Here is a 26,871-nt window from a genome sequence, read left to right as displayed (position 1 = left end):
CAGGCGAGGCGACGCGATGTCGAAGGCGAGCCCGAGCGAAGGCGGAGCCGAGCAGTCTTTCCAAGACACTCCCGGGTGTGGTGACCCCACCGACGCAACAGCAAGCCGCCCAACACACCCGACCACGCGGAAAGCCACGCCACCCCACCAACACCGCCCCGGCGGCCGGGACGGCCTGCCGGGACGGTGCGGAACGGATCAGGGCACCCAGTGGTTGCCGGTCACCGTGATCATCACCTGGAGCTGGATGCTCGCCGAGAAGTAGCTGCTGGAGTCGATCGGCGTCTGGAGCATCTTGCCCCACAACGCGTCCAGCCACGCCTGGCTGCCCGGGTCGGTCGCGGCCACGACGGCGAACGGTGCGAAGAACGCCGCCGCGCTGCCGCCGGAGAGCTGCGTGCCGTCGAGGTGGTAGCCCGTGGCGATGCCGTTCGGGTCGCCGCCGGTCTTCGTCCTCACCCAGGTGTTGAGCTTGCGGGCCGCCGCCAGCGACGCCGGGTCGCCGCTGGTCACCGCGTCCGCGCCGATCCGCCACGGCACGCGGCACGCGTTCCAGTAGTACCTGCCGTCGTTGGCGCTCTCGAGCACCTGCCCGGCAGGAGGGCGCGGCGTGGAGTTCGTGTTCTCCACGAAGTCCGGCAGCAGCCCGGTGTTCGGCGCGTAGTCCCGCTGGAGCCGCGCGACCAGGTTCTGGTGCGCGGTGCGGATCGTGTCCCACGCCGGGTCACCGGTGGCCTTGCGGAACGCCCGGAAGTGGTCGGCCATCCAGTCCGACGACCGCGAGAGGTAGTGGTACTGGCTGCCCGCGCTCGCCCAGTCGCCGAGCTTGAGCAGGTTCGTCGACGGGTTGACCTCGCTGGCCTTGATCGCGTTGATGTGCCGGATCGCCAGCCGCTTGTAGTCATGAGCACCGGAACTGCCCCACTGCCGGTCGGCGAGCAGCAACCCGTAGGCCACGTCGAGATCGCCGTCCGTGGCGGCGTCACCGCCGTTGACGCTGCGGCAGTTCACGTCCTGCTCGGCTGCGAGCAGGTCCGGGTTGATCGACGACGGGTGGTCGATCTTCCACTTCACCAGGCCGTCGAAGATCGTGCGGGCGTCCGGGTCCGCGCCCGCCATCGTGGCGACGACGACCATGCCGTAGCCCTGCGCCTCGGCGACGTACGGGTGGTCCGCGTCGGGCGAGATCACCTGGTACCAGCCGTTGCCGCAGTTCTGCCGCACGAACGCGGACTTCCAGCGCCGGTAGTGGTCGACCACCTGCGCGTCCAGGGTGGCCGTGCTGCCGGACGGGCGGAGGATCCCTGCCGCGTACGGCTGCTGCCTGCTGCCGAACGGCACCGCGACCCCGGTGGGCGGCGGGGTGCCGTAGACCTCGAACTCCCAGAGCGAGTAGCCCCACTCCGTGGCACGGGCCGTGCCGTGCACCCGCACGTACCGGCCGGTGCCGGAGACGGTCAGGTCGTCGACTCCGCCGTCACCGCTGCCGGTCGAGTAGACGTCCGTCCACACGACACCGTCCGCCGACGTCTGCACCTGGTACGCCCTGGCGTGCGCGGTCTCCCAGTGCAGGCGCACCCGGCTCACCGAGTGCGCCGAGCCCAGGTCGACCCGGATCCACTCGGGATCGCGTCCCTCCACCGAGGCCCAGCGGGTCGACGTGCTGCCGTCGACCGCCTTGTCCGCCTCGAGCCCGGCGGCCTCGACCGAGGAGGCCGTCACCGCCTTGCCGCGGGAGACCAGCGGATCCGCCGCCGTCGCGCTGGTCGTCCCTGTCGCGAGGAGCCCGAGCACGAGCGTCCCCAACAGCCATTTCCTGGCCACGAACCACCTCATGCCTATTGGTTAACAAACCTGCCTGATCGCGGTCGGCGCGACAGTAGGCCGGTTCGCCACCTCCGGACAAGAGGTGCGCCCCACTTGTCCGGTTACCTGTCCCAGACCTCCCGGACGGCGTCGGCGATCGAGGCGGCCTGTGCCCGGCCCGCCTCGGCCGCGGGCTTGCGCCGGGCCGGGTCCAGCAGGTTCGTGCCGATGGCGGCCAGCGCCCGCTCGTCGGGACTGACCACGATCGACGGCACCCCGAGCTTCGCGGCCTGCGCCTGCGGCGTCGCGGCGGCACTGGCCGCGCGCGTCAACGGCGCCACGACCACCACGCGCTCGTAGCCCGCCGCCAGGTCGACGTTCGCGACCGACCGCATGCCGCCGTCCATGTACCGGCTGCCGCCGATGGTGACCGGCGGCCACACCAGCGGCACCGCGCAGCTCGACGCCACCGCCTTCACGAGCGGCACCCCGCTGTCCCGGTCGAACGCGACGAACTTCCCGGTCGTGGCGTCCACGGCGGTCACCTTGAGCGCGCGGTCCGGCCAGTCCCTGGTGGACAGCCGGCTGTCGAACACCGCGAGCCGCGACTCCTCGGACGGCGTGCGGGCCTTCAGCGCGGCGCGGCCGAGCCGGGCGCGCTTCGCCGCGGGTTTGCCGGGCATCACGTAGGAGAGCGCGTACCTCGCCAGCATCCACGGGGTCAGCCGGGCCGGGACCTCCCCGTCCGGCGGCAGCAGCTGGCCCGCGTAGAGGTCGGCGAGCGCGGAGCCGCCCGCCAGCTCGGTGGCCACCACCGACCCCGCCGACGTGCCCACGAACAGGTCGGCCTCCGCGAGGTCGACGCCCTGTTCGGCGAGTCCGTGCAGAAGCCCTGTCTCCCAGGCGATTCCGGTGACACCACCGCCACCCAGCACCAATGCGCGTTGTCCGGTCACGCCCGCCATCCTATGGAGTGGGACGGGTTCCTGGTCCATGGTCGGTGTTGGTAGCCTTGGCGGCGAAGCCGAGAAGCGCTGCAACGGGCCCGCGGGCCTGCCACGCTCGGCTTTGCACCACCACGGAACAAGGGCGCTTCCGACTTTTCGGGAGCGCGCGTGGCCGGTTTGAAGTCCCTGCTGAACCAGCGGATCGCCGTGCTCGACGGCGCCTGGGGCACGATGTTCCAGCAGGCGGGACTGTCCCCGGCCGACTACTACGGCACCGAGTTCGGCGACCACCACCTCGACGTCGCGGGCGACCCGGACCTGCTGAACCTCACCCGGCCGGACCTGGTGCTCGACGTGCACCGGCAGTACCTCGCGGCGGGCGCGGACATCACGACCACCAACACGTTCACCGCCACCTCGATCGGCCAGGCCGACTACGGGCTGGAGCACCGCGTCCGCGACATGAACATCGCCGGCGCGCGGCTCGCCCGCCAGGCCGCGGACGAGTTCGGCGGCCGGTTCGTCGCCGGGTCGGTCGGGCCGCTCAACGTCACGCTGTCGCTGTCGCCCAAGGTCGAGGACCCGGCGTTCCGCGCGGTGACGTTCGACCAGGTGAAGGCCTCCTACGCGGAGCAGATCTCGGCGCTGCACGAGGGCGGCGTGGACCTGCTGCTGATCGAGACGATCTTCGACACCCTGAACTGCAAGGCCGCCATCGCCGCGGCCCGCGAGGTCGCGCCCGACCTGCCGCTGTGGATCTCGGTGACGATCGTCGACCTGTCCGGCCGCACCCTCTCCGGCCAGACCGTCGAGGCGTTCTGGGACTCGATCGCGCACGCCGAGCCGCTCGTCGTCGGCGTGAACTGCTCGCTGGGCGCCGAGGAGATGCGCCCGCACGTCACGGAACTGGCGCGGCTCGCGGACACCTACGTCGCCTGCCACCCGAACGCGGGCCTGCCCAACGCGTTCGGCGGCTACGACCAGACCCCGGACGAGACGGCCGCGCTGCTGGAGGACTTCGCGGGCAACGGCATCGTCAACGTCGTCGGCGGCTGCTGCGGCACCTCCCCCGCGCACATCAGGGCCATCGCCGACGCCGTGCGCGGGAGGGCACCGCGCGAGGTCGCGGCCTCCCGCCGCTCCACCCGGTTCAGCGGCCTGGAGACGTTCGAGATCGGCCCCGACACCGGGTTCGTCATGATCGGCGAGCGCACCAACGTCACCGGCTCGGCCAAGTTCCGCAGGCTCATCGAGGCCGACGACCACCAGGCGGCGCTCGCCGTGGCGCTGGAGCAGGTGCGCGGTGGCGCGAACCTGCTGGACGTCAACATGGACGCCGACCTGCTCGACGGCGAGCAGGCGATGACGACGTTCCTGAACCTGATCGCGACCGAGCCGGAGATCGCCCGCATCCCGGTGATGGTCGACAGCTCGCGCTGGGGCGTGCTGGAGGCCGGCCTGCGCTGCGTGCAGGGCAAGGGCGTGGTCAACTCGATCAGCCTCAAGGAGGGCGAGGAGCCGTTCCTGCGGCAGGCCCGCACGATCCGCGACTACGGCGCCGGTGTCGTCGTGATGGCGTTCGACGAACAGGGCCAGGCGGACACGACCGAGCGCAAGGTCGAGATCTGCGCCCGCGCGTACGACCTGCTCACCCAGCAGGCGGGGTTCCCCGCCGAGGACATCATCTTCGACCCGAACGTGCTCGCGGTGGCGACCGGCATCGAGGAGCACAACGGCTACGCCAAGGCGTTCATCGACGCGTTGCCGCTGATCAAGCAGCGCTGTCCGGGCGCGCGCACCAGCGGCGGCATCTCGAACCTGTCGTTCTCGTTCCGCGGCAACGACGTCGTCCGCGAGGCCATGCACTCGGCGTTCCTCTTCCACGCCGTCAAGGCCGGCCTGGACATGGGCATCGTCAACGCGGGCCAGCTCGTCGTCTACCAGGACATCCAGCCGGAGCTGCTGGAGCTGGTCGAGGACGTCATCTTCAACCGGCGCGAGGACGCGACGGACCGCCTCGTCGCGCACGCCGAGACCGTCAAGGGCCCCGGCCAGAAGCGCGTCGTCGACCTGTCGTGGCGCGAGGCCCCGGTCGCGAAGCGGCTCGAGCACGCGATCCTGCACGGTGTCGTCGACTTCATCGAGTCCGACACCGAGGAGGCGCGTCAGCAGCTCCCCCGGCCACTCGACGTCATCGAGGGCCCGCTGATGGACGGCATGAAGGTCGTCGGCGACCTGTTCGGCGCGGGCAAGATGTTCCTGCCCCAGGTCGTGAAGAGCGCCCGCGTGATGAAGCGCGCGGTCGCGTACCTGGAGCCGTTCATGGACGCCGAGCCGAAGGCGACGGCCGGCGGCAACGGCAAGGTCGTGCTCGCCACGGTCAAGGGCGACGTCCACGACATCGGCAAGAACATCGTCGGCGTCGTGCTGGGCTGCAACAACTACGAGGTGGTCGACCTCGGCGTGATGGTCCCCGCCGCGAAGATCCTCGACACGGCGATCAGGGAGCACGCCGACGTCATCGGCCTGTCCGGGCTGATCACGCCGTCGCTGGACGAGATGGTCTCGGTCGCCGAGGAGATGCAGCGGCGCGGCATGAAGCTGCCGCTGCTGATCGGCGGCGCCACCACGTCCCGCCAGCACACGGCCGTGAAGATCGCCCCCGTCTACGACGAGCCGGTCGTGCACGTCCTCGACGCCTCGCGGGTCGTCGGCGTCGTCTCCGACCTGCTCGACGACCGCCGCGCCCACGAGCTCAACCTCGCGAACCGCGCCGAACAGGCACGGCTGCGCGAACAGCACGAGAACCGCAGGAAGGTCGCGCTGCTCGAACTCGAGGCCGCGCGCGCGAATCGGGAAAAGGTCGATTTCTCCGAACTGCCCACTCCCGCGTTCACCGGAACCCGCACGATCACGCCGTCGCTCGCGGAACTGCGCGAGTTCATCGACTGGACGTTCCTGTTCCTCGCGTGGGAACTCAAAGGCAAGTTCCCCGCGATCCTCGAACAGCCCGTGGCGCGCGAACTGTACGACGACGCGACGGCGTTGCTCGACGAAATCGTCGAGAAAGACCTGTTCACCGCAAAGGGCGTCTACGGCTACTGGCCCGCGCATTCCGACGGTGACGACATCCGCCTCGACAACGGCGTGCTCATTCCGATGCTGCGCCAGCAGACGAAAAAGCCGCTCTCGCGCCCGAACCGGTGCCTCGCGGACTACGTGGCACCGGAAGGCGACCACATCGGCGGTTTCGCGGTGACGATCCTCGGCGCCGAGAAGCTGGCCGCGCACTACGAGGCCGAGCAGGACGACTACCGCGCCATCATGGTGAAGGCGCTGGCAGACCGGCTGGCCGAGGCGTTCGCCGAGTGGATCCACCTGCGGGCCCGCCGCGACTGGTTCGAGCCGGACGCGCAGCCGCGGCTCGCCGACCTGCACGCCGAGAAGTTCCGCGGCATCCGCCCCGCTCTCGGTTACCCGGCCTGCCCGGACCACGCGGTGAAGCGCGAACTGTTCGACCTCCTCGGTGCCGAGGAAATCGGGGTGGGTCTGACTGAATCGTTTGCGATGACGCCGGCGGCGAGCGTGAGCGGGCTGATCTTCCAGCACCCGGAGTCGAAGTACTTCACCGTGGGACGCCTTGGCCGCGACCAGGTCGAGGATTACGCACGCCGATACGGCAAGCCTCTCGCGGAAGTCGAGCAGTGGCTGCGCCCCAACCTGGGATATGAACCCGCCTGACACCCGCGGAACGTGAAAGCGCTTCCCGGCATGGGAGGCGTTGTCCCGATTTGGCACCAAGCGATGTAGCATCGGCCGCTCCGGAGATCAGTCACCTGAAGGTCGAGCGAGCCCGAGGTCATCCATGCGAGCTGCGGCACTGGTGCTGGGCCTGGTGCTGCTGGCGGGCTGCGGTGGCGCCGCCCGCTCCGAGGCGCTGCCGCACGTCGGTTTCGTCGTCAAGCGCACAGGTGGTTCGTTCGCCCAGGAGATGACCAGCGGTTTCCACGAGGGTGTCGGGCGGGTCGGCGGGGTGAGCGCGACCGTGACGGGTCCTCCCGGGCAGGACGGGCACAAGGAAGTCGAGTTGTTCCGCGATTTGACGATGGCGGCGAAAGGCGGAATCGCCGTCGCCACGTCCGAACCGGCGCTGATGGCGCCGTCGATCGGTGAGGCGCTGGCCCAGCACGTGTCCGTCATCGGCGTGGACATGCGCCTCACCGCGAGCTCCGGGGTCAGGCTGCACATCGGTAACGACAACTACGAACTCGGCGAAAAGCTGGCTGACGAGCTGATGCGCCGATTGCCCGCGGACGCGACCGGCACCGTGGTGGTCGGCAACACCGCTCCCGGACTCGCCGGTTTCGACGACCGGGCCGACGGGATCCGAGGCCGTTTCGCCGAAAAGCTACCGGGGGTAGTGGTGCTGGGGCCGTTCGACACGCAACGTGACGACGAAGCGAACCGCGACGCGTGGCGAAGACTGGTCTCGGCGAACCCGGACGCGCTCGCGTTCGTGGGAACGGGCGACTGCGACGGGGTGAGCCTCGCCGCGCTGAAGACCGAGAAGTCGGCGAGGTGGCTGGTGGGCGGGTTCGGGGTCGACCCGAGAACGTTGCAGGCGGTGCGGGACGGCGCCATGGTGGCGACGATCTCACCCGAGCACTACCTCAAGGGCGCTGTGGCAGGCTGGTTGCTCGCCAGGCACGCGAAAGGCGGAGAGGTGCTGCCGCAGGGCTGGATCGAGACCCCGGGGCTCACGGTGACCACCGCGAACCTCGGCACGGTGCTGCACAGGCAGGAGTCCGAGAAGGCGCGCAGGGAGTTCTTCCAGCCTCAGATCGACAGCTTCGTCGAGGATCCGGCGAGCTGGGTGCGACCGTTGGAGCAGGCACGGTGAGCTTTGGGGAGGGCCGCGCCACCGCACGGGTGGCGACGGCGGGGCTGACGGTCGGGCTGCTGGCCCTCGCGGGGCTGGCGCTGTGGAGCAGCGTCAGCGCGCAGGCCACGACCGCGCACGTGCGGCAGCTCAACGAGACCAGCGAGCGGTGGGCCCGCGTGCTGGAACACGTCAACGTCGCCGACGACGCGCTGCGCGACCTGCGGCTCAAGCGGACGCCGCAGACGATCGAGCCGTTGCAGAGCTCGGCGGGTTCGGCGCGCGGCGAGCTGGAGTGGTTGCGCACCAGCGGCATGCCGTCCGACGCCGGCGTCGCCGCACGGCTGCTGCCGTTCTACGACCAGACGACGGAGATCCTGCGCAAGGTCGTCGCCGGGGACGACCCGCTGCAGGTCGACCAGGCAGGGCTCGCGCACTCGTCGCTGCGGCGCCAGATCTCCGCGCAGATCGGGGCGAAGCGCCTCGACACCACCGAGTACCTGCGCGCGGCCGACGAGAAGAACGCGCGGCTGCGGATCGCGCAGGTCGTGGCGTTCGTGGTCGACGGGCTCCTGGTGGCGCTGTTCGGCATGGTGCTGCTCGGGCACCGCCGCAAGATCCTGCGCCAGGCCGCCAAGAACGAGCACGAGGCCCACCACGACGCCCTGACCGGTCTCGCGAACCGCACGCTGCTCGCGCGCCGGATGGAGACCGCCGTCGACAAGGCGCGCAAGAAGGACGAGCCGCTGGCGTTGCTGATCGTGGACCTGGACAGGTTCAAGGAGGTCAACGACTCGCTCGGCCACCACATCGGCGACCTGCTGCTGCGCCAGGTGGCGAACCGCCTCTCGTGGGCGGTGCGCGACACGGACCTGGTGGCGCGCCTGGGCGGCGACGAGTTCGCCGTCCTGCTGCCGGGCGTCGGCTCGGCCGAGAACGCCGGCATGGTGGCGGAGAAGATCCTGCAGGCGCTGGCCATGCCGGTGACGCTGGAGGGCCTGGAGCTCGAGATAGCGGGCAGCGTCGGCGTGGCGCTGTGCCCGGCGGACTCCGGTGACGGCCACGAACTGCTGCGGCACGCGGACATAGCGATGTACGCGGCCAAGCGCGAGAAGTCCGGCGTCGCCGTGTACGACGCACGCCTGCACGAACGCGGCGCCGCCCACCTGACCGCCGTGACGGAGCTGCGGCACGCCATCGACCGCGGCGAGCTGTTCCTGCAGTACCAGCCGAAGGCCCTCGCCAACACGGGCGTGGTGTGCGGTGTCGAGGCCCTGGCCCGCTGGCAGCACCCGACGCGCGGCCTGGTGCGCCCGGACGAGTTCATCCCGGTCGCCGAGGAGAACGGCCTCATCGAGCCGCTGACCCGCTACGTGATCGACGCGGCGCTGCGCCAGTGCCGCGCCTGGTCCGACGCGGGCTGGGAGGTGCCGGTGTCGGTGAACGTGGGCGCCGCCTGCCTGCACCACACCGAGTTCCCCGGCGACGTGGCCGACCTGATCAAGCGCCACGGCCTGCCCGCGCGCCTGCTGACCCTGGAGATCACCGAGTCGGCGATCATCTCCGACCCGGACCGCGCGGTGGAGGTGCTGCGCGGCCTGACCGAGCTCGGCGTGCGGCTCTCGATCGACGACTTCGGCACCGGCTACTCGTCGATCTCGTACCTGCGCAGCATGCGGGTGCACGAGATGAAGCTCGACCGGTCGTTCGTGACGCACATGTGCACCGACGCGGGTGATTCGGCGATCGTGCACGCCCTGGTGGCTCTCGCCCGCAACTTCGGGCTGCAGGCCGTCGCGGAGGGCGTGGAGGACCAGGACACCTGGACCGCGCTGGCCGAGGCCGGCTGCGACGTGGTGCAGGGGTACTTCCTCAGCGAGCCGCTGCCCGCCGAGGAGGTCGTGTCCTGGCTCGGTGACCGGGAGGCGGCTCACGCGTAGGGGTCGGTGTCCCGCCACTGGTCGATGAACGGCCGCATGAACTCGACCATGGCGGGCAGCTGGTCCGCGCACGACAGGTAGGCGAGCACCCGGATCGCGCCGACGGCGTTGACGAACCGGAGCACCTCCGGGTCTAGCTCGCGCAGCCCGTTCTTCCGCGCGCCCCGGTCGTAGGCGGCGGTCAACTCCGGCCCGAGGCCGGCGAGGTCCCACTCGACCGGCCCGTACGTGATGAGCTCGAAGTCGGAGAACAGCGGCCCGTCCGTGCTCGCGAAGATGTTCGCGGGCGGCGAGTCGCCGTGGATCGGCTGCAGGTCCACCTGCGGGAACTTCGCCCGGAACGCCGCCTCGTCGCTGGCGAGGGGCTCCAGCACCTCCCACTCGGCCCTGGCCCGCAGCAGGTCGGCCGGCGTGACGAGGTCCCCGCCTTCGAGCCGTCGCAGGCCTTCCCGGACGAACCGCGGTTCCGCCGACAACAGGAACTCCAGCTCGCCGGGGTAGTCCCGCAGCGCCTTGTGCAGGTCGGCGCTGAGCTCGGAGTTCTTGACGTAGTCGGGCTCGGACGACCTGTCCTCGTCGGTGAACGGCCAGAACGTGATGGAGAACCCGTCTCGCCGCACGGGCTTGCGCTCGACCAGCGGGCTCGGCGGGATCACCGGTGTGCCCCGGTCGTGCAGCCACTGCGCCACGTCGAGCTCCTGCTGCTGCCGCTGCGCGAGGCTCTCGGGCGTCGTGGTGTGCGGCAGGACGGTCGGGACCCGTGCCACGACGGGGGACGGGGCGAGGTGGACGACTACGGAGAACAGCTCGTAGAGCACCTTGCCCTCGGTGATCTCCAGGCCGAGCTCGCGACCCGCGGCCACGGCGGCGTCGCGGGCCGCGGCGGTGCGGCGGGCGATCTCTTCGGGGGTCGCGAAGGCTGTCATGGCGCGATCGTGTCACGACGGCGCGGGCGGCCGCAGATCATTTACGGCGGCCCGCACCGGCGACGGCTTCGTGGCGTGCGCCTGGCCACGGGTCATCTCGGACGGGACGGGGGCGCTCCCTTCGGCATCGTGCCGGCTCAGTGGTCGCAGCAGACCCGCTCGGCCCACTCCGGCTCGTGCCACCAGTGCTTCTTCTCCGCCGAAGGCAACGGGTCCAGCGCCGCCGACATCGCGAGAGCCGCCGTCCGCCGGTACGGCTCGAGCAGGTCGGGCACGCTGTGGAGCCGCCCACCCACCATCACCTGCCGCACGTCGGCCGCGGCCTTGATGTCCGCCAGCGGATCACCCTCGACGAAAGCGATGTCGGCGGGCGCGCCGGGCTTGATCGCGCCGAGCGGCAGGCCCAGCCACCTCGCCGGGTTGCGGGTCGCGGTGATGAGCGCTTCCCGTGGTGTGAAGCCGTATTCGACGAGGGCGCGCAGGTTCATGTGCGTCGCGGTGGCGGGGCTGTCGAGCGGTGCGTCGGTGCCGGTGATGACGAATCCGCCGCCGCGGTGGACCTCGAGCGCCAGCTCGACCCAGCCGCGCAGGACCGCGCGCGACGACGTGCCGGACGGGGTGCCCTGGCCGTTGGCGTCGGCGACGTAGCGCTCGTACTCCCACGGCGGGTAGAGCACGCGGGTGCGTTCGTCGGTGACGAGCGACTTGTCGGTGTCGTAGAGGGCTCGCGACTGGAAGAGCGTGGGCGTGATGGACATGCCGGAGCGGGTGAACAGGGCCACCACGTCCTGGTACGCCTTGCCCTGGCGGGTGATCGTGTGGGAGTAGCCGAGGCGGTTGGTGGCGCCGACGTGCTCCATGCCGTGCATGCCGATGTTCGCGGCCGGGTAGAGGTAGTGGCTGGAGAGCGGCACGCGTGACCGCTGGACGGCGGCGCGTTGCAGCTCCACCGGCAGGCGGACGTAGGTCTTGATCAGGTCGTAGCCGAGCTCGTGGGCGCGGCGCAGTTCGAGGTCGAGCTGCGCCCTGCTGAGCGTCGGCCGCATGAAGTTGTAGTAGACGCGGGAGCCGTCGACCGCCTCGCCGGTCGCGTAGAACCGCGGCCCCGTCAGGGTTCCCGCGGCGAGCGCCTCCCTGGTCTCGACCATCTGGTAGACCGGGTCGCCGGGCGAGCGGACGGTCGTGACGCCGTACGCGAGCCAGACGTTGCCCTGCCGCGCGCCCCACTGGCGGCCGCGCAGGTGCCAGTGGTTGTGCGCGTCGATCAGGCCCGGGATGGCGGTCAGGCCCGACGCGTCGACGTCGGCCCGTCCCCGCTGCGGCCGGACCTCCTCGACCTTGCCGTTCGCCACGACGATGTCGACGTCGCGCTGGAGCCGGTGCGCCTCGCCGTCCCAGTAGGCGCCGACGCGGATCACCCTGCGCTCAGGGGACTTCGGCCTGCGCCACGTCAGGCCGTGGCGGATCATCGTGACCCTACCGTCCAATGTGGACTTCCTAAGCCGGCCGTTGTTCAGGTACACCAGCGCATCGTCGCCGTGCCACGCCAGCGAGTCGGTGACCTCGTTCGTCACCCTGCGCGGCTCGCCCTGGAACGTGCCCCTGGCGTCGACCGGCACGACCCACGCGACGCTCTCCACGACGAACGCGAGGTGCCTGCCGTCCGGCGACCACACGGGGCCGTCGTCGCCGCGGGTCGCGATGGAGCGGAAGGGCATCGGCTCGGTGTACGTCAGCTCACCGCTCGCGAGGTCCACGCTCAGGACCTGGCTGGTGCCCTCGCGGAACCGCCGCGAGAACGGCTTGACCGCCGCCAACGCGATCGTGCCGCCGTCCTTCGACCAAGTCGGCCGGCCCGGCTGGAACAACGCGGGCGTGACCTGCCTGCGCGCCTGCCGGTCCGTGATCCACACCTGGCCGTCCTGGTCGAGGTACGCGACCTGCGTCCCGTCCGGCGAGAAGCGGGGCGTGGTCTGCGCGTGCGGTGCGGGCGCGAACAGCTCGTCCTCGCCCGAGGCCAGGTCGCGGACCCGGAGCTGCGCGACCCCGGTCCGGTCGCTCGCGTAGACGAGCTTCCCGCCGTCGGGCGAGAAGTCCGGGTCGGAGTCGAAGTACCGGCCGTCGGTCAGCTTCACGGCCTTGCCGTCGCCGAGCAGGTACAGCGCGTTCAACGCCCGGAAGGCGATCTTCCCGTCGCTCGACACGACCGGGCTCGCGATGCCCTTCACCGCGCCACCGGTGAGGTTCCCGGCCCGGTGCTGGCCGCGGTGCTCCCGCACCGGAACCGTCGCCTCGAACGGGATTTTCTTCGTGGCCCCGCGGGTGAGGCTGCGGATCTCGCCGTCCGCCGTGTAGAGAACGCTGTCACCGTCCCAGATCGGCGCGAACCCGAAGACGTCCTGCCCGCTCACGACCGCGGTCGTGCCGAGCACGAGGTCTGCCTGACCGGGCCGCATCCGCGTGTAGCTGGGCTGACCGCCGGGCCCGAACGCCGCGCCGAACAACTGCGTGCCCGCGGGCGCAGTGACGAGCCGTTCACGCTTGCCGTCCAGCGTCACGGTGTCGACCGCCGCGTTGCCGACGGTGAAGATGATCCGCGTGCCGTCGGCGGACCACTGCGGTGCCGCGGCCTCGTCCGGCACACCGGTGAGCTGCGTGATCCGGTGCGTGGCCAGGTCGAGCACGTGCACGCCGTAGCTGCCGGCCCGGTCGCTGACGAACGCGATGCGCTTGCCGTCCGGCGAGAAGGCGGGCTCGCGGTGGTCGTACCGGCCGGACGTGAGCTGCTCCAGCCCGCGACCGTCGAACCCGATGACGTACAGGTGGTAGTTGCCGTCCCGGTAGGACTGGAACGCGATCCGGTTGCCGGGCCCGAAAGAGGGCAGCGTGGCGTCCTGCAGCTCGTCGGTGAGCTTGCGCGCCTTCCCGCCCGAGGCCGGCAGCACCCAGATGGCGGTGACGAGGTCGATGGCGAGCCAACGGCCGTCCCGTGATCGCGCGACCGAGATGTTGGTGCCCTGCGTCAGCTTCACCCGCGATCCCGGTTCCGCCCGCGCGGCGCCGGTCGTGAGCGCGGAGGCGGCGGTGGCGGCGGCGGCCGCCTGGCCGGTGCGGGTCAGCAGTTCGCGACGCGACAGTTCCACGGCGGCACTCCCCGGTGTCGATCCCCTGGAGATCCACCCTGGCACCGCACCGCCACCGCGCCATCGACCTTTCGGAGCAGCGCCCACCAGGTGGGACGCGGAGTCCGCGGCAGGGCCGTTCACCGGAACGGCCCGGGGCTCACAGAGCCAGCGCGCCCTCGATCCGCGCCACCATCGCGTCCTCGGTGTCCACCACGTCACCATCCGCCTCGGCGACCTCACGGCAGATCGCGAGCACACCGCGGGGGAAGTCGACGGCGTCCTCCGGCGACTTGGCGGCCAGCGTCTTCATCGACGAGCGCAGCGCCTCGAGGATGATCGGCTCGATCTCCTCGTCGGTCCCCGCCGGCACCGACGGGCGCGCGCCGCCCAGGACGGTGCGCAGGTCCGGCGAGAGGTTGCGCAGGGCACGCAGGCCGGCGAAGCGCTCCTCCAGCACGGGACCGGGGTCGGCGTGCGAGACCAGCAGCATCGCGCCGTACACCGCGGTGCGCAGGGTGCGGCTCTCCTCGTCGGTGTAGAAGATCATGTGACCCACTCCAAGGTCGTTGTTCGGTGTTGATTACAGGACTCCTGAAGCTTCCGCCGGTTGCGTCGCGAACAGCGCGAACGCCTGTGACGGACGTCTACGCCGACGGAAGCGAACAAACGGCGGCCGTTGTGCGTTGAACGAGTTCCAAGCCCTTTTCAGGAGGATGGAAGCATGACGACCACCGCTGCCCGGCCCCGCGTCACGGTTCGGCGGGTGGTGTTCACGCTCGTCCTCTTCACCGTGACGACGCTGCTGTTCTGGGTGCCCTTCGAGGGGCTGTTCGCGGCGAGCGCCGAGTGGCCGGACCCGGTCCGCCCGATCGCCGCGGTCGTGTTCGCCGCGGCGGCCATCACGATGATCGTGCTGTTCACGCAGCGCGGCAGTGACCGGGCGGCGCGCATTTCGCAGTTCCTGCTCGGCTTCGTCTGGATCGCGTTCGTCTGGACGCTGATCTCCGACGTGGTGCGGATCGGCCTGGCGGTGGCGGGGGTCGAGAACCCGTTCCGCTCCCGGTTCATCGCGGTGCTGCTGGCCGTCCTCATCGTCACCGTGACGGTGTACGGCGTGTACGAGGCGATGCGCGTGCCCCGGATCAAGCGGCAAGCCGTGACGATTCCCCGGCTCGACCCCGCGTTCGACGGCCTGACCATCGCGGTCATCACCGACACGCACTACGGCGCCATCAACCGCGCGAAGTGGTCCCGGGGCGTGGTCGACGCGGTCAACGGGCTCGGCGCGGACATCGCCGTGCACGTCGGCGACATCGCGGACGGCACCGCCGAGCAGCGCCTGGAGCAGGCCGAGCCGCTCGGCGACGTCAACACCGGGCACCGCTTCTACATCACCGGCAACCACGAGTACTACTCGAACGGCCAGGGCTGGGTCGACCTCATGACCCGCCTGGGCTGGAAGGCGCTGCGCAACGAGCACGTGGTGCTGGAGCGCGGCGGCGCCGAGCTCGTGTTCGCCGGGATCGACGACGTCACGGCGAGCCACTCCGGCGAGCCCGGCCACGCCGCCGACCTCGCCACGGCGCTGCGCGGTGCCGACCCCGGCGCACCGGTCGTGCTGCTGGCGCACCAGCCTTCGGAGGTCAGGAAGTCCGCCGCGGCGGGCGTGGACCTGCAGCTGTCCGGGCACACGCACGGCGGTCAGATCTGGCCGTTCCACTACCTGGTGCGGCTGCAGCAGCCGGTGGTCGCCGGCCTGAGCAGGCACGGCGACCGCACCCAGCTCTACACCAGCCGCGGCTCCGGCTTCTGGGGCCCGCCGATGCGCGTCTTCGCGCCCAGCGAGATCACGCTGCTCACGCTCAAGGCGAGGTGAGGTGCCCGCCGTCGTTGAACCGCACCAGGCGGGGTGACTCGCCGGTCGTGTAGCGGATCACGGTCAGCGCGGCGTGGTCGTGGTTCAGCGCCAGCCACCGCTCGGGCGGGGCGTCCAGGGCGTCCCGCACGAGCCAGCCGATCAGGAACGCGTGCGTCACGACCAGCACCGGGCCGTCGCCGGGGCGTGCGAACCGGGTCTCGGCCTCGTGCGCCAGGGCGGGGCCGCGGGTGCGCTCGGACTCGGGGAACCGGTCGAAGAACTCGTCGTGGTCCGGGACGAAGTGCGGCACGTAGTCGTCGGCGGCCGCCTCGACGCGGCAGGGCACGCGCAGCACACCGGCGATGATCGACGCGGTCTCCGCCGTGCGGGCGGCCGGACCGTGGTGCACGGCGGCGAAACCCGTGCCCCGCAACCGTTCCGCGAGCGCCTCGGCCTGCTTGCGGCCCCGTGCCGTCAGCCGGGACCCGTCCTTCGTCGCTTCGCCGTGCCGGACCAGGTGCAGATCTCTTGTCACGCCGTGCAGTCTGCCCTGACGGCACCGGCGGCGTGATGGGCGTGGGTGGGTCCGGCGCCGTTCCAGTCCTGACCTCGGGTGAGCAGCTGCACGGTCAGGTTTCCGCTGGCCTTGAACCTCCCGGCGACGACCCACTGGCCGCGCTTGTCGACCTGCTTGATCGCGAACGACGCCATCGGCGTGCCGCCGACGCCGTTGCGGTCGAACACGTAGTACACGGTCGGGTTACCTCCGACCTGTTCGAGGTTGCCGTTCGGGATGTGCACGGAGAGCTCGCACGTGCCGGAAACCGCGAACGTCCACATGCCGTACGCGGAGCTGTCGTCGCGGCGGGCGTCCCCGGACATCGGGATCGACACGAACGTCGAGCCGCACCGGCCGTCGCCGTGGTCGACCCAGCCCTTGCGGCCGTCGCGGTACGAGCCGACGCCGCTGAACCCGCCGCAGCCGGGGCCGGTGGTGAACGACCTGACGCCCGCGGGTGCCCTGCCCGTGTCCGGGGCAGGGGCGGGGGGCGGCACGGCGTTCTGCGTCGGCACCAGGCTCGGCGCGGACTCCTCCGGCAGCTCCTCCGGCGGGGTGATCAGGCCGGGGATGTAGCTGTGCGAGGGCTGCGCGAGGTCGGTCCCGCCGCCGCCGGGGTCACCGTCGAACGTCGCGACCGCGATCCCGCCGAGCACGAGCAGCGCGACGATGGCGGCGATCGCGGCGGCGCGCGGCTTGAGCGGGCCGTCCGCCGGCGGCTCCTGCTCCCGCGCCGCCCGGTCACCGGCCGCGGCCCAGCGAGCGGCTCCCCTGGCGCGGGCAGCCTCCATCAACGCCGGGTCGGGCGCCACGTGGCGCTCGGTCGGTGGTTCGTCGGGGAACTGGGTCGGCACGGAGCGCAGTGTGCCAGGGAGGCAGGACCACCCGAACGTGTGGTTCTTTCACGAATGGTCGTTCGTGCTCAATGCACCGCACGCCGTGCCGGTCGTTGCGATGTTCGTCTGCGCACCGTCACGACGACCGGACCGGAGCGGGTTCCGGCAAGGCCGATCACGGTCGGGGAACACCCCGCGGAACGCCTTGGTCCCGCCTCGGCCGGCGAGGTGCTGGCCAAGCCCTCGCAGCCCGTTTAGGGTGCCCGCCATGCCCTCAGGTAGACGGGCCGTCGTGCTGCTCGCCGCCCTCGTGGCGGGGTGCGGCACGGCGATCCCCGGTTCCCCCGTCGCAGGACCGCGGTTACCCCTGACGCCGACCTCGCAGACCGTCACGATCGTGCCGACGACACCACCGCCGAGCAGCGCCGCTCCCCCGTCTGCCCCACCGTCCCCGGCTCCTCCCGCTCCCGCCGCGAAGTTCGGCAACCCGGCCGGCACCGCCGCAGTCCCGGCCGAGGCCGCCGCCGAGGACACCTCGAAGCCCACCCGCGTGATCGGCACCGGCACGCCCGCGAGCTGCACGTCGCAGGCCGTGGTCGCCGCGGTCGCCGCGGGCGGGGTCGTCACGTTCGACTGCGGTCCGCAGGCGCACACCATCCCGATGACCGCGACCGCGGAGGTCCGCGCGAGGACGGTGCTCGACGGCGGCGGCCGGATCACGCTGAGCGGCCGGGGACAACGCCGGCTGCTCGAGCAGAACGGTCCCCGGCTGGTCGTCCAGAACATCACCCTCGCCGACGGCAACTCGACCGGGGACACGGCCGAGGGCGGGGGCGGCGGCGCCGTCCTGGTGCTCGGCGGCCAGCTCAAGGTCGTGAACTCGCGCTTCGCGAACAACCGCTGCGACGCGGCCGGTCCCGACCTCGGCGGCGCCGCGATCCGCGTGACCGACTGGGCCGAGAAGAAGCCGGTCCACATCACCGGCAGCACGTTCGAGGGCGGCGTGTGCTCCAACGGCGGCGCGCTCAGCAGCATCGGCGCGTCGTGGGTCGTGCTCAACAGCCTGATGAAGGGCAACAAGGCCATCGGCCGCGGCGCCAACCCGGCGCGCGCGGGCACACCGGGTGGCGGCAGCGGTGGCGCGATCTACAACGACGGCAACACGTTCACACTGCGGATCGCCGGCACGCTGATCGAGGACAACCAGGCCAACGAGGGCGGCGGCGCGATCTTCTTCGTCAGCAACGACAGGACGGGCTCCCTGTCGGTGGAGGGCGGCTCGACGTTGCGCCGCAACCCCAGCCTCGGCTTCGAGACGATCAAGGGGATCTTCTACCTCGGCGTCGGCGAGAAGCCGCGGGTCACCGCCTCGACGGTGCGGTGAGCCTGCCCGCGACCAGCAGCAGCGACAGTCCGAGCACGCTCATCGCGAGGCTGAAGCCGTAGACCCAGCGGAAGCCCAGCCCCTGGGAGACGCCGAGCAACGCGCCCGCGACCATGCCGCCGACGATCTGGGTGTTGCTGAACATCGTCGTGGCGTGGCCGGGGCGGCCGGGGTCGAGGCTCTGGAAGTACGTGATGCCCACACCCATGATCAACGAGATGACGGTGGCGTGCAGCAGCTGCGCGGCCATCACCTGCCAAATGGCGTCGGTGAACACCATCAGTCCGTGGTAGCCCAACGCGATCACGGCGCCGATGAGCACGAGTTTGTGCTGCGACATCCGGTTCGCCAGCGAGCCGAACCACAGCATCATCGGGATCTCCAGCGCCGCGCACAGACCCATCGCGATCCCGGCGTCGCCGGCCGTGCCGTTCAGCTCGGTCGTGACGAACAACGGCAGGCCGCTCACCGCGAGTGCCACGGCGCCCTGCAGGAACAGGAACGCGGCGGAGACGACGGTCATGTTGCCGCGCGTCGGTCCCGCGACCTCCTCGACCGCCTCCGCCTCCTCGTCCCGAGCGGGCGGCACGGGGAGGGTGAGCGCGAGGACCGCGACGCCGAGCTGCAGCACGGCCGTGGAGGCGAACAGGCCGACCCACCCGGTCTTCGCGACGAGCAGCGCGGCCACCGGCGGTCCGGCGACCCAGGCGACCGACAGCAGCGTGCGCAGGACGCTGACGACCATCGACGGTCCCCGGGAGACCTGGCGGCCGTACGCGAAGAGCTGCGGCAGCAACGATCCGGTGATCGCGATGAAGACGACGGACGTGCCGAGCAGGAACCAGTAGTCGCGCAGGACGGCGAACAGGCCGTAGCCGACGGCACCGGCGACACCGCCCGCGGCGAGCATGTACCGGCGCTGCACGCGGCCGTCGGACAGCTTGCCCATGATCGTGCTGGCGACGACCGACGCGAGCGGGCTCGCGATCAGGAAGAAGCCGAGCTGGAACGGCGTCACCTTGATCTCGCTCGTGAGGAAGAGCGAGTTGAACGGCAGGGCGAACGCCATCGACACGCCGGACACGACGCTGATGACGGAGAGTTGGAGGAACGTACGGGACAGGAGCGGCGAGGATCTTCTGTCGCTGAGTGCCGTCACCCGCCCATCGTGCGCGTCGAGCGGTGAATCAGGAAACCAAATATCCCATTATGCGGGCAACATCTCACACAACGACGATCGCGCCGTCCCTGCGGTGATCTGCACCACCCCTGAGCTGGCCCGATCCGGTCATTTCGACCACCTGGCAACCACCGAAGAACATGTTCGGGGCCCGGAAGCGCGTCACCGGCAGCTCGCTTTCCGGCCGGATTCCCGGTTCGACGTGGAGGTGGTCCCCGCTCAGGTGCATCCGGGGCGCGTCGACGGCCCCCTGGGCGGGCATGCCGCGGTCGAGCACGTTCACGAGCACCTGCAGGATCGCGCCGCAGATCCGGCTCGAGCCCGCGCTGCCGAGCACGAGCTCGGTCCCGCCGCGGTGCGTGACGACGGTCGGCGCCATCATCGACGGCAGGCGGTCGCCGGGCGCGTGGCTGAAGAACCCGTCCGGGGACAGGTCCTCCTCGCCCATCATGTTGTTCAGGTGCACCCCCGCGATCGAGATGCCCGAGCCGGCGCCGTTCGTGGTCGTGACGCTGCAGGCGGTGCCGTCGGCGTCGAGCACGGAGATGTGCGTGGTGGAGCCGAGGCGGTTCAGGTGCGCCTTCGGGGTGGCGAGCGCGCGCAGGAGGTCCTGCTGCGAAGGGCTGTCCGGCAACGCCTCCAGCATCTGCGTGAGCAGCGCACCTCCCGCCGCGGGTGGCGGGTTCGTGTGGATGTCTCGGCCGCGGTGCCGCACGTGCAACGGCTCGCGCTCGACGGCCTCGTACGCCGCGAGGTCGGCGCGCGTGAGGTCACCGCCCTGCGAGGTGATCCAGTCCGCGATCGCGGCCGCGACGTCGCCGGTGTAGAACGGCGCGGCGCCGTCGCTGCCGAGCCGGTCGAGGGCTTCGGCGAGTTCGGGCTGCACGAGCAGTTCGCCTTCCTCGAAGGCGTTCAGGCCCGCGCTGTGGGCGAGCGGCAGCAGCAACGACGTCACGTAGGCCTGGTACCGGTTCACCCGGTGGCCTTCGCGGGCGTGCATCGCCGCCGTGGCGACGAGCTCTCTCAACGGCGCCCGCCCGTACGTGGCGGCTTTCGCGGCACCCGCCGGCATGCCGTACGCGGCGACCGAGGACGGCCCGACGTGGAACTCCTGCTGCGCGTCGCCGAAGTGGACGGTGATGGGGTCGAGCGGCGCCCTGTCCCCCGCCTTCCCGCGGCCCGGCGCCTCGGCGGAGAAGTCGAGCAGCACCGGAGCCCCACCGGCCGGCGCGATCATCATGTACCCGGCGGCACCGAGGCCGGTCAGCAGCGGTTCGGTGACGCACGACGTCAGCATCGCCGCGACGGCGGCGTCCACGGCGTTCCCGCCGGCGCGCAGCATCGCCGCGCCCGCCTGTGCGGTGAGCGGGTGGCCCGCCGCGATCGCGCCTCGCACGGTCTACCTCCAGGAAGGGAAGGCGAACAACGGTAGACCCGTGCGCGATCAGCGGGCCGGCCGGGCCTCGTCGGGGTCGCGCGACCGGCCGGAGGTTGGATCACCGGGCGAAACGGGTAATTCGACGACCATGGACTGGATCACCCGCCTGATGGAGGCGCTGGGCTCGCCCGGCGCGGGCATCGCCGTCGCGTTGGAGAACGTGTTCCCCCCGGTGCCGAGCGAGGTGATCCTGCCGCTCGCCGGGTTCACCGCCGGTCAGGGCAAGATCTCGCTGATCGCCGCGATCCTGTGGACGACAGCGGGCTCCGTCGTCGGCGCCCTGCTGCTGTACGGGCTCGGCGCGTGGCTCGGGGTCGACCGGCTGCGCAAGGCGGCGGACAAGATCCCGTTCGTCACGGCGTCCGATGTGGACAAAGCCGACGAGTGGTTCGACAAGCACGGCAACAAGGCCGTGTTCTTCGGGCGCATGGTGCCGGTGGTGCGGAGCCTGATCTCCATCCCCGCCGGGGTGTCCGGGATGCCGATCCTGAAGTTCACGATCTACACCGCGGCCGGCAGCCTCGTGTGGAACACCGCGCTGATCCTCGCCGGGTACGCGCTCGGCGAGAACTACGAGCTCGTCGACCGCTACCTGGGCTGGGTCTCCATCGTCGTGCTCGCCGGGCTGGCCATCGCCATCGTCTGGTTCGTCGTCTCGCGGTCCAAGGCCCGCCGCTCGTAGAACACCGACACCACCGCGATCGCGAGGCCCGCCAGCGACAGGGCCACGCCGACCCACGCCGTCGAGGTGTAGCCCCAGCCCGCCGCGATGGCCAGGCCGCCGAGCCACGCGCCCGCGCCGTTCGCGACGTTGAGCGACGAGTGGTTCGACGAGGCCGCGAGCGACGGCGCGTCGGGTGAGGCGTCCATCAGCCTGATCTGCAGCGCCGCCGCGAGGATCTGGATGGTGAAGCCCAGCAGGAACAGGAACGCGAACAGCAGCACCGGAACGGTCGCGGTGAGCCCGAACAGCACGAGGATCACGCAGACCGCGACCAGCCCGCCGAACACCGAGCCCGTCACCGACCGGTCCACGAACCGGCCGCCGAACGTCGCGCCGAGCGTCATGCCGAGGCCGAACACCGCGAGCACCCACGGCACCGCGCCCGCCGGCAGCCCGCCGACCTCGGTCGTGAGCGGCGCGACGTAGGAGTAGACGGCGAACATGCCGCCGAAGCCGATCATGCCGGTGAAGATCGCGAACCACACCGTCGGCCGGCCGAACGCCCGCACCTCGGCCTTCATCGACGCGCCCTCGACCTTGGGCACCCGCGGCACCCAGGCCGCGATCGCCAACGCGGTGATCACGGCGATCACCGCGACCGCGAGGTAGGCCGTGCGCCAGCCGATCTGCTGCCCCGCCGCCGTGGCAAGCGGTACGCCGACAAGGTTCGCCACGGTGAGACCGACCATCACACGCGCAACAGCCGTGCCACGCCGTTCGGGAGCAACGAGCGCCGCGGCGACGACCGCCGCAATGCCGAAGAACGCACCGTGCGGCAGCCCCGCGACAAACCGCGCGATGAGCAGAAGCGTCTTGTCCTGGGCGGCCGCGGAGAGCCCGTTGCCGAGCGCGACCGCGATCATCAGGCCGATCAGCATGCCCTTGCGCGGCAGCTTGGCGCCCAAGACCGCGATCAACGGCGCACCGACGACGACACCGGCGGCGTACAGGCTGATCGCGTGGCCCGCCTCGTAGTCGGGAATGCCGAACGTCTCCGCGATCTGCGGCAGCAGACCCATCGTCGCGAACTCGGTCGTTCCGATGCCGAACCCGCCGAGCGCGAGCGCGGTCATGGCGCGGGTGGTGTTCAAGGCTTCCCCAGACAGGTGGTGGGCAGATTAGTTAGCTACTGCATCGATCCTACGGTCGTTCTGACGCGCTTCAGAAGCCTCCGGCGCGGTGCCGATGCTCACACGCCGGTCGCGGAATACCGGCACCAGCGCCACCGTGAACCCGCCCCAGTGCACGACCCCACCCTCGCGCGCCGCCCCAGTCGCGCCACCACCACCCCGCGCCGCCCCAGTCGCGCCACCACCACCCCGCAGAGCCCCGGCCGGACATCACCGCCGGCTCCACCACTCCCGAACCCAAGCCCCACCACTCCCCAACCAAGCCCCACAAGCCAAAGGGCCGGCCCCGAATCCGGGACCGGCCCACCCAGCACCCGGCGTCAGATCCGCGGCACCTCGACGATCGTCCGACCGTTGAGCGGCTGCGGCTCACGGGCGTTGCCGGTGGTGAACAGCCCCTGGAAGCGGGCGATCGTCGCCGCCGTCACGTGCTGCGGGCCGGTCAGGTACCACTCGACGCCCTCGGTGAACGGCGCCGTGGTCAGCGAGCCCGTGTAGTGCAGCGTGTGGTGTCCCGGGGGCAGCAGGCGGTTGAGGTCGACGGGCTCGATCTCGACCGGCTCGCCGCACTCGGGCGACAGCGTCGCCAGCACGTCGTCCACGACCGAGTGGGAGCCGACGACGAGCGGGACGCCGACCACCAGCAGCTTGCCGGCGGCGCTGCGGTGCACGAGGTGCATCTCGAGCGGGGTGTCGCGGCCGCCGAACTGGTGCTCGGACGGCGTGTGGAAGTGGAACTGCACCAGGTCGTAGCGGGTGCCGGCCGCGGTGACGTGACCCGCGCCCGGCCCGACCTCCGCTTCCTCCGTCTCCTCGTGGTCGCGGGTGGTGCAGCCGTCGGTCTTGGCCACGTCCTTGCGGACGTACTTCAACTCCAGGGCGGAGTGGCCGTAGGTCACGTCGAGCTTCGCCGCGTGCGGGTCGAGCCGGATCGCGCGGGGTGTGACGTTGATCGGGCTCTGCGTCGGGGTGGCCGACTCGGCGGAGCCGACGACGAAGAACGACGCGGTGAGCACGAGCGGAAGAAGCCCCGGAAGGGAACGCTTGAGGTTCATCGCACCACTTTTCACCCGATCGAGTGAAATGGGGAAGTGAAGTGTGTTCGCGCTCTCACGTGGGAATTAACTCCCTCGTCTCGATTGGAACAACACCTCCGACAGCAGTGAGACAAAACGTGCAATTCGGAACATCATCGCAGCTCACAGCGCCAATAACAGCAACAAAAGTCGTCACCACAACAACCGGAGCCGGACACGGAAATGGTGAACCACGAAGTTCCAGATCGCTATTGTCCGATTCGTTCCCGTTGCCGAATTCGGAAATGCCAACGGCTTGCAATTGCATCGGTCACTGAAAGTAGCGAGACATGGGACAGCGCGACGAGGAGGATTCCGGCATGGTCACCACCGCCGACGTCCGCGCCGTCGCGCTGACGCTGCCCCGCACCACCGAGCACCTGATCCGCGACCGGGTGAAGTTCCGCGTCGGCCAGATCGTCTACGCGGCGCTGTCCCGCGACGAGACGGTGCTCGGCTTCGGCCACCCGCGCGAGGAACGGGAGGCGCTCGTCGCGAGCGACCCGGTCAAGTTCGCGTTCCCGAGCCGGTCCGACATGCGCTTCCAGTGGGTGCACGCCTGCATGGCCGAGCTGGACGTCGAGGAGATGACGGAGCTCGTCACAGGCGCTTGGACGATGTGCGTGCCCAAGAAGGTCATCCGTGCCCACCTCGGTGAGGACTTTCTTTAGTCAACACTGAAGTTATCAAGCGGACAGATGCTCCGAGCAGAGGCAGCCCACCCCGGGCTCGATCCACTCCCGCCCCGCCCACTCCGGGTGCCGCTCGACCAGCACGGCCCGCACCTCCGCCACGACCTCGGCGAGGTCAGGGGCGGAGCGCCGCCGCCACGTCTCGTCGCGCAGCTCCCGCAGGTAGTCCCGGACGTCCTCCAGCACCGCGAGACCACCGACCGACCCGTGGCCCGGTACGACGATCCGCGGCTCCGAGGCGATCAACCGCTCCAGGACGTCGATCCAGCCGAGGCCCGAGACGTCCGTGTCGTGCGGCGGGAACCACGGGAAGATCGCGAACTGCCCGGTCTCGGCCAGGTCGCCGGTGAACAGGACGGCCGCGTCCGGCACCTCGACGACCTGGTCCCCCAGCGTGTGGCCGCGGCCGGTCGGCCTCAGCAGCACCGTCCGGCCGCCGAGGTCGAGCGCGTGGACGCCGTCGAACACGAGGTCCGGCACCGGCACCTCGACGCCGGCCAGCCGTTCGGCGACCGCGCCACCGAAGCCGCGGAACATCTCCAGGTAGCCGGGTCCCTTGCGGCGCAGGTCGTCCGCCTGCGCGCGGTTGACCAGGTAGGAGCCGAACGCGGAGGCGCCGAAGGCGTGTTCGGGGTGGAAGTGGGTCGTCGTGAGGTGGACGCGCCGGCCGCGCGCCACCTCGGACGCGAACGCGAGCACCTCGGAGGCGTTGGCGAGGCCGAGTCCGGTGTCGACGACGAGCACGGCCTCGGAGCCGCCGATGATCCCGATGTTGGGCACCAGGCCGACGTGCTCGTTGGGGATCACCAGCACGTCCGCGGCCACCTCGACGGCGGCGGAGACGTGGACGGCGGGGTCGGGGAGGTTCATGCCCCCACTTCACCGGCGCCGCCCGGCGGGCGTCCAAGACCGTCTGCGCACGCCCGCTACCGGACGGGTATCGTGCCTGGTCATGGAGCTGCGCACGCTGCGGTACTTCGTCGCGGTCGCCGAGGAGCTGCACTTCGGCCGCGCCGCGCGCCGCCTGCACCTGAGCCAGCCGCCGCTCAGCCGGGCGATCAAGCAGCTCGAGAACGACCTCGGCACGGCGCTCCTGCACCGCTCCCCCGCCGGCGTCGCGCTCACGGACGCGGGCCACCTGCTGCTGCACGAAGCGAGGGCGTTGCTCGACCACGCCGGCCGCATCCGGGCCAAGATCGCCCGGACGACGATCACCGTCGGCGTGCTCGGCGACCACGGCGCGGCGCGGGTCGCCGCCGCGTTCCGGCGCAGGCGCCCGGACGTCGAGGTCCGCGTCCGCGAGACCGACCTGACGGACCCGACCTGCGGCCTGCGCACCGGGCAGGTCGACGTGGCCCTGACGCGCGGCCCGTTCGACGAAAGCGGTCTGCGCACCCGGATCCTGCGCCACGACCCGGTCGGAGCGGTGCTGCGGGCCGACGACCCGCTCGCCTCGTCGCGCCACCTGACCACCGCCGACCTCGCCGACCGCGACTGGTTCCGGTTCCCGGAGGGCACGGACCCGGTCTGGCGGGACTACTGGAACGGTGGCGCACCCCGCGGTGGCCCGACCGTCCGCGCCGTGCAGGAGTGCGTGCAATCCGTGCTGTGGAACGGATCCGTCGGTCTCGCGCCGCTCGGCCACGACCTCGGCGACGAGCTGGTCGTCGTCCCGCTGGCCGACCTGCCGCCCAGCCCCGTCCTGATCGCGTGGCGCGAGGACGACCCGCTCACCAGGGACTTCGTCGAAGCGGCAACGCAGGCGTACGCGCTCCGCTAGCGCTCTGTCCTGTCGAGACGGTGGACGGACACCGCGTAATCGTGGCCCTCGAACGGTGTGCGGTCCCACGTCGCGAACCGCTCGACCAGCCGCAGGCCCGCTCGCGCGCAGTGCTCGTCGTACTGCTCGGCGGTGTATCCGCGGTCCAGGCTGAACCCGGCGACCAGCACGCCGCCCACGTGCCGCGCGACGCCCGCGACGAGCGCGTCCTGCGTGCCGGGTGCGGTGAACAGCGGCACGTTGCCCGCCATGACGACCGCGTCGAACGTGCGCCCGAGGTCGAGCTCGGCCAGGTCGGACCGCACCCAGGTGATGTGCGGTGCCTGCTCGCGCGCGTAGTCGAGCATCGAGGCGTCGAGGTCCGCGCCGACGACCTCGATGCCGTGCCGCGCGAGCTCGATCCCGACGCGCCCGGTGCCGCAGCCCGCGTCCAGCACGGTCTTCGGTTCGTACGCGCGCACGAACGTCGCCTCGCCGTGCACGTCCATCCCCGACTCGGCGAGCGAGTCGAACCTGCGCTGGTACTCCGCCCCGTTCCACACGCAGCACAGCATAGATCCGGAGATCGGCGGCTACCGGACGCCTGAGAGC

General features: G+C 71.1%; 21 protein-coding genes and 1 riboswitch. Of the genes, 8 read left to right on the top strand and 13 right to left on the bottom strand.

Translation table 11 applies throughout. The features are described from left to right. Positions 1–198: 198 nt before the first annotated feature. Together V1227_RS01635 and V1227_RS01630 are read right to left on the bottom strand one after the other, a co-directional pair. A complete protein-coding gene (locus V1227_RS01635; protein WP_329790612.1) occupies positions 199–1,836 on the bottom strand; it encodes a glycosyl hydrolase family 8 in 1,638 nt (545 codons plus the stop codon). A 92-nt stretch (positions 1,837–1,928) separates the two neighbouring features. Next, complete coding sequence (locus tag V1227_RS01630; protein ID WP_329790611.1) at positions 1,929–2,762, bottom strand: patatin-like phospholipase family protein; 834 nt, start codon at positions 2,760–2,762, stop codon at positions 1,929–1,931. A 64-nt stretch (positions 2,763–2,826) separates the two neighbouring features. Beyond that, a riboswitch (S-adenosyl-L-homocysteine riboswitch) is annotated at positions 2,827–2,908 on the top strand. Positions 2,909–2,921: 13 nt separating this feature from the next. On the opposite strand from V1227_RS01630, the gene metH reads away from it, so the two are divergent. The 3 genes from metH (at position 2,922) to V1227_RS01615 (ending at position 9,572) form a co-directional block, all read left to right on the top strand. Next, positions 2,922–6,494 carry a methionine synthase gene (metH, locus tag V1227_RS01625; RefSeq protein WP_329790610.1) on the top strand — a complete coding sequence of 1,191 codons (3,573 nt, stop codon included), beginning with the start codon at positions 2,922–2,924 and terminating at the stop codon, positions 6,492–6,494. 124 nt (positions 6,495–6,618) lie between these two features. Further along, positions 6,619–7,653 carry a sugar ABC transporter substrate-binding protein gene (locus V1227_RS01620; protein WP_329790609.1) on the top strand — a complete coding sequence of 345 codons (1,035 nt, stop codon included), beginning with the start codon at positions 6,619–6,621 and terminating at the stop codon, positions 7,651–7,653. Beyond that, positions 7,650–9,572 carry a putative bifunctional diguanylate cyclase/phosphodiesterase gene (locus V1227_RS01615; RefSeq protein WP_329790608.1) on the top strand — a complete coding sequence of 641 codons (1,923 nt, stop codon included), beginning with the start codon at positions 7,650–7,652 and terminating at the stop codon, positions 9,570–9,572. The genes V1227_RS01620 and V1227_RS01615 overlap by 4 nt, the downstream gene beginning before the upstream one ends. Here V1227_RS01615 and V1227_RS01610 read toward each other — a convergent pair. The 3 genes from V1227_RS01610 to V1227_RS01600 form a co-directional block, all read right to left on the bottom strand. Beyond that, a complete protein-coding gene (locus V1227_RS01610; protein WP_329790607.1) occupies positions 9,563–10,498 on the bottom strand; it encodes a phosphotransferase in 936 nt (311 codons plus the stop codon). The genes V1227_RS01615 and V1227_RS01610 overlap by 10 nt on opposite strands. Positions 10,499–10,635: 137 nt before the next feature. Then, entirely contained in the window at positions 10,636–13,641 is a 3,006-nt protein-coding gene (locus V1227_RS01605) for an amidohydrolase family protein (RefSeq protein ID WP_329790606.1), read from the bottom strand. Positions 13,642–13,780: 139 nt separating this feature from the next. Then, a complete protein-coding gene (locus tag V1227_RS01600; protein WP_329790605.1) occupies positions 13,781–14,170 on the bottom strand; it encodes a hypothetical protein in 390 nt (129 codons plus the stop codon). Between the two features lie 174 nt (positions 14,171–14,344). Between V1227_RS01600 and V1227_RS01595 the strand changes: the two genes are divergently transcribed. Beyond that, entirely contained in the window at positions 14,345–15,499 is a 1,155-nt protein-coding gene (locus V1227_RS01595) for a metallophosphoesterase (RefSeq protein ID WP_329790604.1), read from the top strand. Here V1227_RS01595 and V1227_RS01590 read toward each other — a convergent pair. Next, on the bottom strand, positions 15,486–16,016 hold the full coding sequence (locus V1227_RS01590) for a histidine phosphatase family protein (protein WP_329790603.1): 531 nt from the start codon (positions 16,014–16,016) through the stop codon (positions 15,486–15,488). The genes V1227_RS01595 and V1227_RS01590 overlap by 14 nt on opposite strands. Further along, positions 16,013–16,894, bottom strand: a complete 882-nt coding sequence (locus V1227_RS01585; RefSeq protein ID WP_329790602.1) for a hypothetical protein — start codon at positions 16,892–16,894, stop codon at positions 16,013–16,015. The genes V1227_RS01590 and V1227_RS01585 overlap by 4 nt, the downstream gene beginning before the upstream one ends. Before the next feature lie 250 nt (positions 16,895–17,144). Between V1227_RS01585 and V1227_RS01580 the strand changes: the two genes are divergently transcribed. Further along, positions 17,145–18,260 carry a hypothetical protein gene (locus V1227_RS01580; RefSeq protein ID WP_329790601.1) on the top strand — a complete coding sequence of 372 codons (1,116 nt, stop codon included), beginning with the start codon at positions 17,145–17,147 and terminating at the stop codon, positions 18,258–18,260. Here the strand turns inward: V1227_RS01580 and V1227_RS01575 are convergent. Continuing rightward, positions 18,238–19,419, bottom strand: coding sequence for an MFS transporter (locus V1227_RS01575; protein ID WP_329790600.1), 1,182 nt, complete (start codon positions 19,417–19,419; stop codon positions 18,238–18,240). The genes V1227_RS01580 and V1227_RS01575 overlap by 23 nt on opposite strands. Before the next feature lie 64 nt (positions 19,420–19,483). Continuing rightward, positions 19,484–20,836 (bottom strand): gamma-glutamyltransferase, encoded by a 1,353-nt coding sequence (locus tag V1227_RS01570; RefSeq protein ID WP_329790599.1) that lies wholly within the window; start codon positions 20,834–20,836, stop codon positions 19,484–19,486. Between the two features lie 130 nt (positions 20,837–20,966). On the opposite strand from V1227_RS01570, the gene V1227_RS01565 reads away from it, so the two are divergent. Next, complete coding sequence (locus tag V1227_RS01565; RefSeq protein ID WP_329790598.1) at positions 20,967–21,560, top strand: DedA family protein; 594 nt, start codon at positions 20,967–20,969, stop codon at positions 21,558–21,560. Here the strand turns inward: V1227_RS01565 and V1227_RS01560 are convergent. Both V1227_RS01560 and V1227_RS01555 read right to left on the bottom strand, forming a co-directional pair. Continuing rightward, a complete protein-coding gene (locus tag V1227_RS01560; protein ID WP_329790597.1) occupies positions 21,467–22,693 on the bottom strand; it encodes an MFS transporter in 1,227 nt (408 codons plus the stop codon). The genes V1227_RS01565 and V1227_RS01560 overlap by 94 nt on opposite strands. Positions 22,694–23,052: 359 nt before the next feature. Then, the gene (locus tag V1227_RS01555; protein WP_329790596.1) at positions 23,053–23,787 is read right to left on the bottom strand and encodes a carbonic anhydrase family protein; all 735 of its coding nucleotides are present in this window, start codon (positions 23,785–23,787) and stop codon (positions 23,053–23,055) included. 311 nt (positions 23,788–24,098) lie between these two features. Here V1227_RS01555 and V1227_RS01550 point away from each other — a divergent pair, with 311 nt between their 5' ends. Further along, positions 24,099–24,479: an MmcQ/YjbR family DNA-binding protein gene (locus V1227_RS01550; protein ID WP_442916439.1), complete on the top strand. Its 381-nt coding sequence runs from the start codon at positions 24,099–24,101 to the stop codon at positions 24,477–24,479. A gap of 15 nt (positions 24,480–24,494) precedes the next feature. Here the strand turns inward: V1227_RS01550 and V1227_RS01545 are convergent, their stop codons facing one another. Beyond that, a complete protein-coding gene (locus tag V1227_RS01545) occupies positions 24,495–25,370 on the bottom strand; it encodes an MBL fold metallo-hydrolase (RefSeq protein ID WP_329790595.1) in 876 nt (291 codons plus the stop codon). Between the two features lie 82 nt (positions 25,371–25,452). On the opposite strand from V1227_RS01545, the gene V1227_RS01540 reads away from it, so the two are divergent. Further along, positions 25,453–26,280: a LysR family transcriptional regulator gene (locus V1227_RS01540; RefSeq protein WP_329790594.1), complete on the top strand. Its 828-nt coding sequence runs from the start codon at positions 25,453–25,455 to the stop codon at positions 26,278–26,280. On the opposite strand, the gene V1227_RS01535 is transcribed toward V1227_RS01540, so the two are convergent. Further along, on the bottom strand, positions 26,277–26,822 hold the full coding sequence (locus tag V1227_RS01535) for a class I SAM-dependent DNA methyltransferase (RefSeq protein WP_329790593.1): 546 nt from the start codon (positions 26,820–26,822) through the stop codon (positions 26,277–26,279). The two genes, V1227_RS01540 and V1227_RS01535, sit on opposite strands and share 4 nt — an antisense overlap. Positions 26,823–26,871 lie beyond the last annotated feature (49 nt).

It is taken from the genome of Lentzea sp. DG1S-22 (genome assembly GCF_036321065.1).
Taxonomy (GTDB): domain Bacteria; phylum Actinomycetota; class Actinomycetes; order Mycobacteriales; family Pseudonocardiaceae; genus Lentzea; species Lentzea jiangxiensis.
The sequence above is the reverse complement of the archived record's forward strand: the minus strand, read 5'-3'. Positions and strand labels throughout refer to the sequence as shown.

Bases quoted from the DNA above. Each gene is read 5' to 3' on its own strand.
- V1227_RS01565 (WP_329790598.1), top strand. From the start codon at position 20,967: ATGGACTGGATCACCCGCCTGATGGAGGCGCTGGGCTCGCCCGGCGCG.
- V1227_RS01550 (WP_442916439.1), top strand. From the start codon at position 24,099: ATGGGACAGCGCGACGAGGAGGATTCCGGCATGGTCACCACCGCCGAC.
- V1227_RS01635 (WP_329790612.1), bottom strand. From the start codon at position 1,836: ATGAGGTGGTTCGTGGCCAGGAAATGGCTGTTGGGGACGCTCGTGCTC.
- V1227_RS01600 (WP_329790605.1), bottom strand. From the start codon at position 14,170: ATGATCTTCTACACCGACGAGGAGAGCCGCACCCTGCGCACCGCGGTG.
- V1227_RS01540 (WP_329790594.1), top strand. From the start codon at position 25,453: ATGGAGCTGCGCACGCTGCGGTACTTCGTCGCGGTCGCCGAGGAGCTG.
- V1227_RS01595 (WP_329790604.1), top strand. From the start codon at position 14,345: ATGACGACCACCGCTGCCCGGCCCCGCGTCACGGTTCGGCGGGTGGTG.
- V1227_RS01620 (WP_329790609.1), top strand. From the start codon at position 6,619: ATGCGAGCTGCGGCACTGGTGCTGGGCCTGGTGCTGCTGGCGGGCTGC.
- V1227_RS01555 (WP_329790596.1), bottom strand. From the start codon at position 23,787: ATGAACCTCAAGCGTTCCCTTCCGGGGCTTCTTCCGCTCGTGCTCACC.
- V1227_RS01545 (WP_329790595.1), bottom strand. From the start codon at position 25,370: ATGAACCTCCCCGACCCCGCCGTCCACGTCTCCGCCGCCGTCGAGGTG.
- V1227_RS01580 (WP_329790601.1), top strand. From the start codon at position 17,145: ATGCCCTCAGGTAGACGGGCCGTCGTGCTGCTCGCCGCCCTCGTGGCG.
- V1227_RS01610 (WP_329790607.1), bottom strand. From the start codon at position 10,498: ATGACAGCCTTCGCGACCCCCGAAGAGATCGCCCGCCGCACCGCCGCG.